Source organism: Streptomyces sp. NPDC050617, from assembly GCF_040654795.1.
GTDB lineage: Bacteria > Actinomycetota > Actinomycetes > Streptomycetales > Streptomycetaceae > Streptomyces.
In genome coordinates this window covers 47,997-60,575 of the sequence record NZ_JBFAIS010000030.1, presented here as the reverse complement: position 1 = coordinate 60,575, position 12,579 = coordinate 47,997, and the positions used below count along the sequence as shown (strand labels likewise).

Annotated in this window: 13 protein-coding genes; 4 read left to right on the top strand and 9 right to left on the bottom strand. The window is 72.0% G+C overall.

Annotation, left to right across the window (positions count from 1 at the left end; all coding sequences use genetic code 11):
- Positions 1-123 precede the first annotated feature (123 nt).
- Positions 124-1,035 (bottom strand): methyltransferase domain-containing protein, encoded by a 912-nt coding sequence (locus AB0I49_RS31215; RefSeq protein ID WP_363230493.1) that lies wholly within the window; start codon positions 1,033-1,035, stop codon positions 124-126.
- A gap of 598 nt (positions 1,036-1,633) precedes the next feature.
- On the opposite strand from AB0I49_RS31215, the gene lnt reads away from it, so the two are divergent.
- Positions 1,634-3,172, top strand: coding sequence for an apolipoprotein N-acyltransferase (gene lnt, locus AB0I49_RS31210; protein WP_363230492.1), 1,539 nt, complete (start codon positions 1,634-1,636; stop codon positions 3,170-3,172).
- Here the strand turns inward: lnt and AB0I49_RS31205 are convergent.
- Positions 3,144-4,049, bottom strand: coding sequence for a Gfo/Idh/MocA family oxidoreductase (locus AB0I49_RS31205; protein ID WP_363230491.1), 906 nt, complete (start codon positions 4,047-4,049; stop codon positions 3,144-3,146). The two genes, lnt and AB0I49_RS31205, sit on opposite strands and share 29 nt — an antisense overlap.
- 157 nt (positions 4,050-4,206) lie before the next feature.
- Between AB0I49_RS31205 and AB0I49_RS31200 the strand changes: the two genes are divergently transcribed.
- Positions 4,207-4,719 carry a DinB family protein gene (locus AB0I49_RS31200; RefSeq protein WP_363230490.1) on the top strand — a complete coding sequence of 171 codons (513 nt, stop codon included), beginning with the start codon at positions 4,207-4,209 and terminating at the stop codon, positions 4,717-4,719.
- A 151-nt stretch (positions 4,720-4,870) separates the two neighbouring features.
- Positions 4,871-6,271, top strand: coding sequence for a pyridoxal-dependent decarboxylase (locus tag AB0I49_RS31195; RefSeq protein ID WP_363230489.1), 1,401 nt, complete (start codon positions 4,871-4,873; stop codon positions 6,269-6,271).
- A gap of 79 nt (positions 6,272-6,350) precedes the next feature.
- On the opposite strand, the gene AB0I49_RS31190 is transcribed toward AB0I49_RS31195, so the two are convergent.
- Complete coding sequence (locus AB0I49_RS31190) at positions 6,351-7,325, bottom strand: WYL domain-containing protein (protein WP_363230488.1); 975 nt, start codon at positions 7,323-7,325, stop codon at positions 6,351-6,353.
- 115 nt (positions 7,326-7,440) lie between these two features.
- Between AB0I49_RS31190 and AB0I49_RS31185 the strand changes: the two genes are divergently transcribed.
- Positions 7,441-7,872, top strand: a complete 432-nt coding sequence (locus tag AB0I49_RS31185; RefSeq protein WP_363230487.1) for a DUF3224 domain-containing protein — start codon at positions 7,441-7,443, stop codon at positions 7,870-7,872.
- 24 nt (positions 7,873-7,896) lie between these two features.
- Here the strand turns inward: AB0I49_RS31185 and AB0I49_RS31180 are convergent, their stop codons facing one another.
- The 6 genes from AB0I49_RS31180 to AB0I49_RS31155 form a co-directional block, all read right to left on the bottom strand.
- Positions 7,897-8,568 carry a uracil-DNA glycosylase gene (locus AB0I49_RS31180; RefSeq protein WP_363230553.1) on the bottom strand — a complete coding sequence of 224 codons (672 nt, stop codon included), beginning with the start codon at positions 8,566-8,568 and terminating at the stop codon, positions 7,897-7,899.
- 130 nt (positions 8,569-8,698) lie between these two features.
- The gene (locus AB0I49_RS31175; protein ID WP_363230486.1) at positions 8,699-9,484 is read right to left on the bottom strand and encodes an SDR family oxidoreductase; all 786 of its coding nucleotides are present in this window, start codon (positions 9,482-9,484) and stop codon (positions 8,699-8,701) included.
- Between the two features lie 88 nt (positions 9,485-9,572).
- On the bottom strand, positions 9,573-10,334 hold the full coding sequence (gene fabG, locus AB0I49_RS31170; RefSeq protein ID WP_363230485.1) for a 3-oxoacyl-ACP reductase FabG: 762 nt from the start codon (positions 10,332-10,334) through the stop codon (positions 9,573-9,575).
- Between the two features lie 124 nt (positions 10,335-10,458).
- Positions 10,459-10,890: a DUF3037 domain-containing protein gene (locus AB0I49_RS31165; protein ID WP_363230484.1), complete on the bottom strand. Its 432-nt coding sequence runs from the start codon at positions 10,888-10,890 to the stop codon at positions 10,459-10,461.
- Positions 10,851-11,675, bottom strand: coding sequence for a HipA family kinase (locus AB0I49_RS31160; RefSeq protein ID WP_363230483.1), 825 nt, complete (start codon positions 11,673-11,675; stop codon positions 10,851-10,853). Before AB0I49_RS31160 ends, AB0I49_RS31165 begins: the two co-directional genes overlap by 40 nt.
- A gap of 26 nt (positions 11,676-11,701) precedes the next feature.
- Positions 11,702-12,277 carry a hypothetical protein gene (locus tag AB0I49_RS31155; RefSeq protein ID WP_363230482.1) on the bottom strand — a complete coding sequence of 192 codons (576 nt, stop codon included), beginning with the start codon at positions 12,275-12,277 and terminating at the stop codon, positions 11,702-11,704.
- Positions 12,278-12,579 lie beyond the last annotated feature (302 nt).

The window sequence follows — 12,579 nt, the reverse complement described above, 5'->3', positions numbered from 1 at the left end:
GGGGAATCGTTCCTGGGAGGCGGGCGTCTCGCGAAGGCGAACATCCTCGGCGAACCGGTCCGGGCCGGGCCACCTCCGGAGGAATGCGGTCCTCCGGAGGCGGCGGCCCCGTACGGCCCTCGGTCAGCGGTCCTGTAGGCGGAAGAGGAGTTGCCGGGTCTCGACCGCGTGGTCGCGCCAGATGCGGAAGAGCTTCCCGTGGGTGAGGGCCGACTCCGTGAGCCGCTCGACCGCGATCGGCGACGGCTTGCCCGTGCGCTTGGCCAGGTCCAGTTCGGCCGTCGTCCAGGCCATGGACTGCACCCAGAACTCCGCCGCCCGGTCGGTGACGTCCTCGTCCTGTTCCAGCTCGAACCCCGCGGCCTTCGCGGCGGCTATGTACTCGGCCAGGGTGCCCAGCCTGGTCTTGTAGTAGTTGTCGAGGAACCCGGTCCACTCCGGGCGGCAGAGGAAGTGCTCCTGGATGCCGAACCAGCCGCCGGGTTCGAGCGCCCTGGCCACGACCGAGAAGAGCCGCTCGCGGTCCATATAACCGGAGCTCTCGAAGGCGACGGCGGCGCCGTACGCCCGTTCCTCCCGCAGGTGGTGGATGTCCGCGAGGACCGGGGTGACCAGCTTCCCCACCCCGGCCCGCCCGGCGAACTCCTCCACCAGCGGCACGTGCTGCGCGGCGATCGTCATCGCGGTGACGGCGCAGCCGTGCTCCTGCGCCCAGTACAGGGAGCCGCCGCCGAGGCCGCAGCCGATGTCGAGGAGCGCGGCCGGCCGGTCGCCCGCCACGTTCCAGGTCCGGTCGGCGTGCTCGATCGCGGTTTCCTGGGAGAGAAGGAGCCGGTCCTTGAGAACGCGCTGGGCCACCGTGGTGTTCGGGGCGGCGCCGGTGTCGAACAGCCCCATGTGGAAGTGCACGCGGGGACCCGGACCGTACTTGTGCAGGATGTCAGTGGTCTTCCTCGAATAGTACGAGGGCACCTTGGCCTCGCCGATCACCGTGCCACGATCAGCGGTAGCCTCGGCCACAATGCTGTTGTCCATGGAGTCCCCTCCGAGACGTCGGCTCCCGGTGGACAGGCGATCCGGGCGGTTCGACGCGGAGCGGGACATGTTCCGGTAGCCGGAATCAGATCCGGTCACGTATGTCCGTCACGCCGACTCTCCGGTGACCTTTGGCCAAGGTTCCTGTCCACTTTTGCGCGGTACCTGCCCAGGCGGTCTCGCGGATAACCCGCATCGTGCGCCAGCGCACACCTTTCCAGCATGGCAACTCCGGCTCACTTAGGATCACTTTGGCCCAGGATGGGGCATATTTGGTTTTCTTCAAGACCAAAATCGCTGAATATTGCGCATCGTTGTCGGGGTTTTTTCCACTCGGCGAGCTTCAATCTGGCCACAGCGGGAATGGCCGGAACCCGTGCATGAATCGGATGGTTATGCATATGACGGGAGCCATTGTTCGCGGCGTGCGCTCCGAGGCATACGGCGCTCCTCCCCGGCGCGCGCCCCCGTGGAGAACAGCGGCCGGCGTCCACCCGGGCGAGCGCGAACCGCCGCCGCGTGTCGGGCCCCCCGCGCCCTGTGCCTGATCGTCTCCCTCCCCCACACTGGTGATCGACCAGCACAGAGGAGGCACGGCATGGCGGGGTCGGTCGGCGGGTGGCGGCGGCTGCTGGGCTCACCGTGGTGGCGGGCGGGGTTCGCCCTCCCCGCGGGCGCGCTGCCCGCCCTGGCGTTCCCGGCCCCTTCCCTGTGGTGGCTGGCCTATGTCGCGCTCGTACCGTGGCTGCTGCTCATCCGGTCCGCGCCCACGGGCCGCCGCGCCGCGCTGGACGGATGGCTCGGCGGCGCCGGGTTCCTGCTGGCCGTGCACCACTGGCTGCTGCCGAGCCTGCACGTCTTCATCCTGGTGCTGGCCGCCCTGCTGGGGCTGTTGTGGGCGCCGTGGGGCTGGCTGGTGCGCCGGACGCTCGGCGGCACACCCGGTACGGGCACGACGGCGGCGGCCCTGGCCCTCGTGCCGTCCGGCTGGCTGATGGTCGAACTCGTCCGCTCCTGGCAGTACCTGGGCGGCCCATGGGGCCTGCTGGGCGCCAGTCAGTGGCAGGTCGCGCCCGCGCTGCGGCTCGCGTCCGTCGGCGGTGTGTGGCTGGTCAGCTTTCTCCTCGTGGCGGTGAACACGGGCCTCGCCGCGCTGATCGCGCTCCCCCGGGCCCGTACGGCCGCCGTCGCCGGGCTGCTGGTGTGCGCGGCGGCGGGCGGCGCGGTGTGGGCGTGGGCGCCGCTGCCGGGGGCGGCGGGCACGGTCCGTATCGCCGTCGTCCAGCCGGGGGTGATCGCCGGCGGCGCGAACGGGCAGCGCCGCTTCGACCGCGAGGAGGAGCTGACCCGGCGGCTCACCGGGCGCGGCGTGGACCTGGTGGTGTGGGGCGAGAGCAGCGTGGGCCAGGACCTGGGGAAGCGGCCGGACCTGCGGGCGCGCCTCGCCGCGCTGGCCCGGACGGTGGGCGCGCCGCTGCTGGTCAACGTCGACGCCCGGCACGCGTACGAGCCGGGGATCTACAAGAGTTCGGTGCTGGTCGGGCCGGACGGACCGACCGGTGACCGCTACGACAAGATGCGGCTGGTGCCGTTCGGCGAGTACGTTCCGGCGCGGTCGGTGCTGGGCTGGGCCACCTCCGTGGGCAAGGCGGCGGGCGAGGACCGCAAGCGCGGCGAGCACCCGGTGGTGATGCGGATCGGCGGCGCGGACGGCCTGCGCTTCGGTCCGTTGGTCTGCTTCGAGTCGGCCTTCCCCGACATGAGCCGGCATCTGGTGCGCGAGGGGGCCCAGTTGCTCATCGCGCAGTCGGCGACCTCGACCTTCCAGCACAGCTGGGCCCCCGAGCAGCACGCTTCGCTGGCCGCGCTGCGGGCCGCCGAGACCTGGCGGCCGATGGTGCACGCGACGCTGACGGGGGTCAGCGCGGTCGCCGGGCCGCGCGGCGAGGCGGTCGGCGGCCGGCTGTCGACCTCCCGCAGCGCGTCGGCCGTCTACGACGTGCCGCTGGCGCGCGGCACCAGCGTGTACGTGCGGACCGGCGACTGGCCGGTGTACGGGGCCCTGGCCGCGCTCGCCGTGTTTTGCGCGGCCGAGGGCGTACGGGCCTTCAGGAAGCCTGGTCGAGCGCGAGGTTGACGATGCGTTCGCACAGCTCGTGCGTGCGCAGTGCGTCCTCGGCGTCCCAGGGCTCCCCGGCCCGTACCGCGTCGAGGAAGGCCAGCGTGATCTGCTCGATGCCGCGCTGGCGGGCGACCGGCACCCAGTCGCCGCGCCGCCGCACGCCGAGCGTGCCCTCGTGGTCGACGGTGTCGGCGAGGTTGAGGACCTGGCGCTTGGCGTCCTGCCCGGAGACGTCGAGGACCTCCTCGGTGGAGCCGCTGAGCCGGTTCATGGTGCCGATGGCGGTGAAGCCGTCGCCGGAGAGCTGGAGCACGACGTGGTGCATGAGGCCGTCGCGGACCCGGGCCCGTACGTCGATGTGCTCGACGGCGCCGGGGACGAGGAAGCGGAGGGTGTCGACGACGTGGATGAAATCGTCGAAGACGAGGGTGCGCGGGGCCTCGGCGAGGCCGACGCGGTTCTTCTGCATCAGGATCAGCTCGCGCGGGTGCTCCGCGCACTGGGCGTAGCCGGGCGCGTAGCGGCGGTTGAAGCCGACGGTGAGGCCGACGCCGCGGCGGTGGGCGAGGCGGACGAGCCGCTCGCTGGTGGCCAGGTCGTACGCGAGGGGCTTGTCGACATAGGTCGGCACCCCGGCCTCCAGGAGGCGGGTGACGATCTCCGGGTGGGCGGCGGTCGGCGCGTGCACGAAGGCCGCGTCGAGGCCCGCGGCGAGCAGCGAGCCGAGGTCGGTGTGGCGGTGCGCGGCGGGGATGCGGTAGGCGTCGGCGACGCGGTGGAGGGTGGCCGGGGTGCGGGTCTGCAGGTGCGGTTCCACCCCCGGCCGGGAGGTGAGTACCGGCAGATACGCCTTCTGCGCGATGTCTCCGAGCCCGATGCAGCCGACCTTCACAAGTGCTCCCTGGTGCGCGTGCTGTCCGATCTTTGCCCCGGCAGCATACGGGCGTCGCGGCGGCCGACGGTCCGGTATGCCGCCGCGGGCGCGCGGCGGCGCCGGGGGCCCGATAATGCCTCGCCCCGTCGCCGGTCGAGCGTTCATGATGGCGGCCATGACGACTTCCAAGATCCCCTCGCCTTCGACGACCGCCGATGAACGCGCCATGCTGGAGGGCTGGCTGGAGCAGCACCGGGCCGTCCTGGCCGCCAAGTGCGCCGGGCTGGACGACGCGCAGCTGCGCGAGGCGTCCGTGCCGCCCTCGGACCTCACGCTGATGGGGCTCGTACGGCACATGGCGGACGTCGAGCGCGGCTGGTTCCGGCGGGTGCTCGCCGGGGAGGACGCCCCGCCGATCCACTACGGCGACGACGACCTGGACGGGGACTTCCGCGTCACCGAGCAGGACACCTTCGAGACCGCCTACGCCACGTGGCAGCACGAGATCGAGCGGGCCCGGGAAGCGGCCGCGTCCCGGTCGCTGGACGACCGCAACCTCGGCGCGCACCGCAGCGGCGAGACGTTCAACCTGCGGTGGATCATGACGCACATGATCGAGGAGTACGCGCGCCACAACGGCCACGCCGATCTCATCCGGCAGTCCATCGACGGCGCCACCGGCGACTGAACGGCGCGTATCGGCCCCGCGCCGGGAACCGCTCCCGGGCCCGCTTGCCGCTTCCGCGTGGCGGACCAGTCCAATTTTTGACGATTGGACCGAGCCGCGCGGCCTCCGCCGGATTAGCGTCTGCCTCGCGAACCGACGAACGGAGCCCGTGGTGCACCCTCGACTCACAGCCGATCTCGAACGGCTGCCGGAGCTGCTGGAGGCCGCGAGCCGGCATGCCGCGGCCTTCCTCGACGGGCTGGACGGGCGCCCGGTCGTCCCCACCGCGCAGGCTCCCGCCGCCGCTCCGCCCGCACGAGGCGTCGGGCTGAGCGCCGCGCTGCGGGAGTTCGCCGAGCGCTGGGAACCGGGCCTGTCGGCGGGGGCGGGGCCGCGCTACCTGGGGTTCGTCACCGGCGGCGTGACGCCCGCCGCGCTCGCCGGGGACTGGCTGACCTCGGCCGTCGACCAGAACCCGATGTCGTCGCTGGACCCCGCCGGGCAGCGCCTGGAGCAGGAGGCGATCGGCTGGCTGCGCGATCTCTTCGGCCTGTCCGACGGCCATGAGGGGAACTTCGTCAGCGGCGCGACCATGTCCAACACCGTGGGCTTGGCCGTCGCACGCGAGTGGCTCGGGGAGCGGCGCGGCGTCTCGCCTGCCGATGAGGGGGCCGCGGTCCTCGGCCCGGTGCGGGTGCTGTCGGGCAGCCCGCACTCCAGCGTGGCCAAGGGCCTGTCGATGCTCGGCCTGGGCCGCTCCGCCCTGGTCCCGGTGGCCACGCTCCCCGGCCGGGAGGCCGTCGACCCGGCCGCCCTGGAGCGGGCCCTGCGGGAGGCGGACAGCCCGTGCGTCGTCGTCGCCAACGCGGGAACGGTCAACACCGTCGACTTCGACGACATACGCGCCATCGCCGCACTGCGCGAGCGGTACGGCTTCTGGCTGCATGTCGACGCCGCCTTCGGCGCGTTCGCCGCCCTCTCCCCCGCCCACGCGCATCTGGTCGACGACATCGACGAGGCCGACTCCCTCTGCGTGGATCTGCACAAGTGGCTGAACGTGCCCTACGACAGCGCGGTGCAGTTCACCCGCCGCCGCGACCTCCAGGCCCGCGTCTTCCAGAACGCGGCGGCCTACCTCGGCCCACTGGGCGACGCTCCCGAGGCGGTCCACCTCACCCCGGAGAACTCCCGGCGGCTGCGGGCGCTCGCCGCCTGGTTCACCCTGCGCGCGTACGGGCGGGACGGCTACCGCGAGATCGTCGAACGGTGCGTGGCCTGCGCGCGGACGGTCGGCGCGGCCGTCGACGCCCACCCCGGTCTGCGCCTCCTCGCGCCGGTCCGGCTCAACGTCGTCTGCTTCACCCTGGCCGAGGACGCCACCGCCGGACGGCTCGCCGCCCTCGCCCGCGAGCTGGCGGATACGGCCTTTCTGACGCCCACGGTGTACGCCGGGGAGCCCGCGCTGCGCGCCGCGTTCAGCAATTGGCGCACGACCGTGGACGACACCGAGCGCGTGATCAAGGCCCTCGCGGACGCTGTGGACTCGACGCGGGGCGGGGCGCCTGCCGCCTGATCGCATGTCATGACCGCGGTGGCGGTAGTACGGGCGTACGGGCGGTGTGAACCGTAACCGGCGGGGCGCCGGCCTCGCCTCACGTCGCCGGCCGCCCGTACCGCCGCGCCAGTTCCCCCACCGCCTCGGCGAGCGCGGCCCGCAGCTCCGGCGGGCCGATCACCTCGGCCTCCACGCCCAGCCGCAGCACGTCGTGGACGGCGACCGGCAGCGACTCGACGGGCAGCGTCACCCGCACCCAGCCGTCGCCGTCCGGCTCCCCCGCCGCCGCGGCGGCCGCCCCGCCGACCGCGCCGAACTGCGCGGGCAGCAGCCGCAGCCCCCTCGGCGACAGCCTCAGCAGGGCCTCGCCCCGCAAGCGCATGTCCTCCAGCCGTCGCGAGGACCGCTGCCAGTAGGCGGCCAGGTCGAAGCCGGCCGGGCGCTCGAAGGGCTCGTCGAGGACGTCGACGGCGAGGATGCGGGAGACCCGGTACGTACGGAGGCTGTCCTCGGCGCGCGCCACGAGATACCAGATGCCGCCCTTGAGTACGAGGCCCAGGGGCTGGAGTTCGCGGTGCACCTCGCCGTTCCAGCGCCGGTAGTGGACGCGCAGCGCGCGCTGCTGCCAGACCGCCTCGGCGACCGGCGCGAGCCGCGGCACCGGATCGGCGTCGCGGAACCACGCGGGGGCGTCCAGATGGAAGCGCTCCTGGATGCGGCGCGAGCGCTCCCCCAGCCCGTGCGGCAGCGCGGCCCGCAGCTTGAGCTGTGCGGTGGCGAGGTCCGCGCCGAGGCCCAGCTCGGCCGCCGCCCCCGGAGTTCCGGCGAGGAAGAGCGAGTCGGCCTCGTCGCCGGTCAGTCCGGTCAGCCGGGTGCGGTAGCCGTCCAGCAGCCGGTAGCCGCCGGCCGGTCCCCGGTCCGCGTAGACGGGCACGCCGGACGTACCGAGCGCCTCGACGTCCCGGTAGACCGTGCGGACCGAGACGCCGAGCTCCTCCGCGAGCTCCGGCGCGGTCATCCTGCCGCGGTTCTGGAGCAGCAGGAGCAGGGAGAGGAGGCGGTCGGCGCGCATGGCGACATTGTCCGGTGCCCGCCCGCCGTACCTGACAGAAGGTGTCAGGTACGGCGGACAGGCTGGGCGCACCGCCGTACGGACAGGCCCGTACGGCAGCGGGAAAGGAACCGTCATGACCACGCACGCCACCGGCGCCTTCACCTTCGCCGGCTGGGAAGAGAGCCCGGCCGGCGAGGTCGAGGGCGCGGCCCGGCTCGCCCACGCGCGGGTGACCAACCACTTCACCGGCGCGATCGAGGCGGCCGGCACCTCGTGCGAGTACACGATCGTCTACACCAGCGGGACGACGGGCGTCTTCGCCGGCTACGAGCAGATCGACGGCGCGCTCGACGGCCGCAAGGGCAGCTTCGTCCTCACCCAGCGCGGGCACTTCGACGAGGAGGGCACCGTGCACTGCGCGTTCGAGGTGCTGGCCGGGGCGTCCGGCGGCGCGCTGGCCGGGCTGTCCGGCAAGGGCGCGTTCACCGCCCGGCGGGGCGAGAAGGAGATCGCCTACGCCCTCGACTACGACCTCGGCCCAGCCGGGGCCGTCCACCCGAACTGAGCCGGACGGCCGGGCGGCGCCGGGTCAGGCGGCGAGGTCCGGGATCCGCCAGTCTATGGGCCGGTGCCCCTGGGCCCCGACCGCCGCGTTGATCTGGGTGAAGGGGTGGGAGCCGAAGAACTTCTTGGCGGACAGCGGAGAGGGGTGCGCGCCCTTGACCACGGCGTGCCGCTCTTCGTCGATGAGCGGCAGCTTCTTCTGCGCGTAATTGCCCCACAGGACGAAGACCGCCGGGTCGGGGCGGTCGGCCACCGCGCGGATCACGGCGTCGGTGAACTTCTCCCAGCCCTTGCCCTTATGGGAGTTGGCCTCGCCGCCGCGGACCGTGAGCACCGCGTTGAGCAGCAGCACGCCCTGCCGCGCCCACGGCATCAGATAGCCGTTGTCGGGGATGGGGTGGCCCAGCTCGGCGTGCATCTCCTTGTAGATGTTCCGCAGCGACGGCGGGGTCTTGACGCCCGGTCGCACGGAGAAGCACAGGCCGTGCCCCTGCCCCTCGCCGTGGTACGGGTCCTGCCCGAGGATCAACACCTTCACCTGGTCGTACGGCGTCGCGTCGAGGGCCGCGAAGACCTCCTCGCGCGGCGGGTGGACCGGGCCCTTCGCCCGCTCCTCCTCGACGAAGCCCATCAGCTCCTTGAAATAGGGCTTCTCCAGCTCGTCGCCGAGGACGCCCGTCCAGGACTCGGGCAGCATGTCGGTCACGTTCAACAACCTCCGGTGTGTGATCCGCTGTCGACCACAGAACTTACCGGCGACCACTGACAACGGCCGGTGGGAGCGGCGGACCGGGGTCCGCCGCTCCCACCCGCGGGCCGTACCGGGGCTACACCCCGGCGTTGAGGAACAGTCCGCCGTCGACGACGAGGTTCTGGCCGGTGATCCAGCCCGCCGCGTCGGAGAGCAGGAACGCGGTCGCGCCCCCGATGTCCGCGGGGACGCCGAGCCGCCCCAACGGGTAGTTCGCGGCGGCCTCCGCCTCCCGGTCCTCGTACAGGGCGGCGGCGAACTTGGTCTTCACGATGGCCGGAGCGATCGAGTTGACCCGTGCCGTCGGCGCCATCTCGTGCGCGAGCTGGAGCGTGAGGTTGACCATCGCGGCCTTGCTCATGCCGTACGCCCCGATGAACGGGGAGGCGGAGATGCCGGCGACGGAGGCGATGTTGACGATCGCGCCGCCGTGCTCCTTCTGCCAGGCATGCCATGTCCGCTGGGCGAAGCCGAGCGCCGAGAGGACATTGGTCTCGTACACCTTGCGGGCGACGCCGAGGTCCAGCTCCGTGATGGGGCCGAAGACAGGGTTGGTGCCCGCGTTGTTGACGAGGTAGTCGATGCGCCCGAAGGTCTCCATGGCGCGTTCGACGACCATCGCCCGGTGCGCGTCGTCGGCGGCCTTTCCCGGAACGCCGATCGCGCGGTCCTCACCGAGCTGCCGCACGGCCTCCTCAAGGGCTTCCTCGCCGCGCCCGGTGATGACGACGCGGTCACCGCGCGCCACGAGCGCCTCGGCGATGCCGTAGCCGATGCCGCGGCTCGCGCCCGTGATGATGGCGACCCGCCCGGAGCCGTGGCCCCGGGCGTCCTCGGTGCGCTCCTGGTCCTGTGCACTCATGCGGTGTGCCGTTCCTCGTCGGTTGAGCGGGTCGGTTGAGCGGTGCCGACTGGGCGGGCCGGTTCAGCGGCCCCGTAGTCGGGCGGGGTCAGTTGAGGGGGCCGCCGGCCACGTACATGACCTGCCCGGACACGAACCCGGCCGCCTCGCCCGTGAAGAAGGCGATCGCGTTGGCGATGTCGTCGGGCACGCCCACCCGCTGGACGGGGATCTGGGTGGCGGCGGCGGCCTGGAACTCCTCGAAGCCCATGCCGACGCGCTCTGCGGTGGCGGCGGTCATGTCGGTGACGATGAAGCCGGGGGCCACGGAGTTGGCGGTGATGCCGAACTTGCCGAGCTCCTTGGCGAGGGTCTTGGTGAACCCCTGGAGGCCGGCCTTGGCCGCGGCGTAGTTGACCTGGCCCCGGTTGCCGAGCGCGGAGGAGCTGGAGAGGTTGACGATCCGGCCGAACCCCGCGTCCACCATGTGCTTCTGGCAGGCGCGCGACATCAGGAACGCGCCCCGCAGATGCACGTTCATGACCGTGTCCCAGTCGGACTCGCTCATCTTGAAGAGGAGGTTGTCGCGGAGCACGCCGGCGTTGTTGACGAGGATCGTCGGGGCGCCGAGCTCGGCCGCCACCCGGGCCACGGCGGCGTCGACCCGGGCCGGGTCGGAGACGTCGCAGCCGACGGCGAGGGCCTTGCCGCCGGCCGCGGTGATCTTCTCCACGGTGTCCGCGCAGGCGGCCTCGTCGAGGTCGAGCACGGCGACGGCGCGGCCCTCGGCGGCCAGCCGCACGGCGGTCGCCGCGCCGATGCCGCGGGCCGCGCCCGTCACGACGGCTACGCGCTGCTCAGTGGTGGACATGCGGGATCTCCTCAGCTCGGAAGCGGCTCACCGTCCGGGTCCGGCTAGGGGTGAGCAACCGCTTAGTACCTTCGGCAGAGCTGACGCTAGAAGCCTGACCACCGGCTGTCAACGCCTCCCCCGCTCACCTCACCAGCAGGTCGAGCAGGCGCTCCGCCTCCGCCTCCGGATCGGCGGTCAGCCCGGTGTGCACCGGGCCGGGCTGTACGACCGTACTGCGCGGCGCGATCAGCCAGCGGAAGCGCCGCCCCGCGTCGTCGGCCGCGGCCTGACCGGCCCGCTCACCGCCGAGGCAGACGCCCTCGACCGCGCCGAGCGCCACCCGTACGCCCTCGACGTCCACGCCGGGGGCCAGCGCGAGCAGCCGCGTCTCGTCCAGGTGCGTACGGGCGACGACGAGGCTTTTGGCCCGGCAGTACACGAGCACCCCGGCATTGATCATCTCGCCGCGTTCGATGCTCGGTACGACGCGCAGCAGGGCGTACTCGAAGACATCGCGGCCGTGGTTCGCGGCGCTCACTTGACGGCCTTCCGGTGCAGTCGGGCGGCGATCCATTCCGGCGCCTGCGAGGGCTTGTCCCGCGAGGGCGCGCCGAGCGTGATCCCGTCGGTGACCGTACGGGCGCGCTCCAGCAGCACCTCCACGTACGCGCGGCGCAGCGCGTCCGTGCTGTCGAAGCCCGGTTCGTCGACGAGCCACTCGTCGGGCACGTCGGCGGCGACCTCGGTCAGCAGCTCCTCGGTGACCAGGGGCACCAATGCGGCGGCGGCAGCGGCGATGTCCGGCGCGAAGGGCGCCAGGACGTGGTCGGAGGCGTCGTAGGGCCTGGCGGCGGACTTCTGGGCGCCGGGCCAGTTGTGGTGCCAGATCATGGTGGCTCCGTGGTCGATCAGCCACAGCTCACCGTGCCAGACGAGCAGGTTGGGGTTGCGCCAGGACCGGTCCACGTTGTTGATCAGCGCGTCGAACCAGACCACCCGCCCGGCCTCCGCCGCCCCGACCTCGAAGGCCAGCGGGTCGAACCCGAGCGACCCCGGCAGATAGTCCATCCCGAGGTTCAGCCCGCCGCTCGCCTTGAGCAGATCCTGCACCTCTTCGTCCGGCTCGCTCAGCCCGATGACCGGATCGAGCCCGATCCCCACCAGCTCCGGCACCCGCAACCCGAGCCTCCGCCCGAGCTGCCCGCAGATGACCTCGGCGACAAGGGTCTTCCGCCCCTGCCCGGCCCCGGTGAATTTCATGACGTACGTACCCAGGTCGTCGGCTTCGACGAGCCCCGGCAGCGACCCGCCCTCACGCAAGGGCGTGATGTAGCGAGTGGCGGTGACTTTCTCTAGCACTTTCCCAGGCTCCATGAGTATTTAGCCTAATGACCGATGGGCCGGCTTCGGGAGCGTGAGCACCGGAGAATCACCGGGATCAGCCCTGGGGAGAACCTGGGGAATTTCGGCCAGCACGCCACCCCTGTGGCCCCCGAGCAGTCGGCGATCGCGCCGCACTCCTTGCTTCCGACCTCCGGCATGAAGTGAGCATAGTAACCGAGCGTGACAGCCGGCGAAGAGTGCCCGAGCCACCGCGCCGGCGTCACCACCGACTCACCCGCCTCCAGCATGATCGAGGCATAGGTGTGCCGCAGCGTGTGAAACCCGTCTTTCGGTGCCGCGGCCCACTGCCACGGATCCGCCCCCTCGGGGAGCGGTGGAATGATGCCCACCGCGGCGAGCGCCGGCTTCCACGTATAGGTGTTCCACGTGTTCGCGGAGACAGCATTACCCATGCGCGTGGTGAGCAGGAGCGAGACCTTCCATGTCAGCCGGTCCGACCCCGGAGCCTCCCACGGAAACTCCACCTCCAACGACGGAAACACCTCGCCGTGGCACTTCAGTTCCTCGGCCACCGCTGGGGGCATGTCGACCGTGCGCGTTTTCGCGCCCTTCGGCAAGGCGAAGCACTTCTTCCCCTTTCCCCTTGAACGTCTGCACCTGCCGCCGAACGTGAAGCACGCCCCTCGCCCAGTCGATGTCCTGGGGACTCAGGCCAAACGCTTCCCCTTGGCGGGGCCCACACCCCAGACCGACCACGACAGCTATCCGGAGAAGCCCAGCCGGCCAACGCCCAGCACTGGGCCGCGCGTCTCGTTCCTTCGACGACCTGACGTTTTCGGGGACGTCGTACGTTGACATAGCCCCGGCGGCAGATTCCCGTCCTTCAGGCCCACTTCCCGTCTGCCGTGGGCGAATCCAC

Bases quoted from the DNA above. Each gene is read 5' to 3' on its own strand.
- AB0I49_RS31215 (WP_363230493.1), bottom strand. From the start codon at position 1,035: ATGGACAACAGCATTGTGGCCGAGGCTACCGCTGATCGTGGCACGGTG.
- lnt (WP_363230492.1), top strand. From the start codon at position 1,634: ATGGCGGGGTCGGTCGGCGGGTGGCGGCGGCTGCTGGGCTCACCGTGG.
- AB0I49_RS31200 (WP_363230490.1), top strand. From the start codon at position 4,207: ATGACGACTTCCAAGATCCCCTCGCCTTCGACGACCGCCGATGAACGC.
- AB0I49_RS31190 (WP_363230488.1), bottom strand. From the start codon at position 7,325: ATGCGCGCCGACCGCCTCCTCTCCCTGCTCCTGCTGCTCCAGAACCGC.
- AB0I49_RS31185 (WP_363230487.1), top strand. From the start codon at position 7,441: ATGACCACGCACGCCACCGGCGCCTTCACCTTCGCCGGCTGGGAAGAG.
- AB0I49_RS31180 (WP_363230553.1), bottom strand. From the start codon at position 8,568: ATGCTGCCCGAGTCCTGGACGGGCGTCCTCGGCGACGAGCTGGAGAAG.
- AB0I49_RS31175 (WP_363230486.1), bottom strand. From the start codon at position 9,484: ATGAGTGCACAGGACCAGGAGCGCACCGAGGACGCCCGGGGCCACGGC.
- fabG (WP_363230485.1), bottom strand. From the start codon at position 10,334: ATGTCCACCACTGAGCAGCGCGTAGCCGTCGTGACGGGCGCGGCCCGC.
- AB0I49_RS31165 (WP_363230484.1), bottom strand. From the start codon at position 10,890: ATGGATCGCCGCCCGACTGCACCGGAAGGCCGTCAAGTGAGCGCCGCG.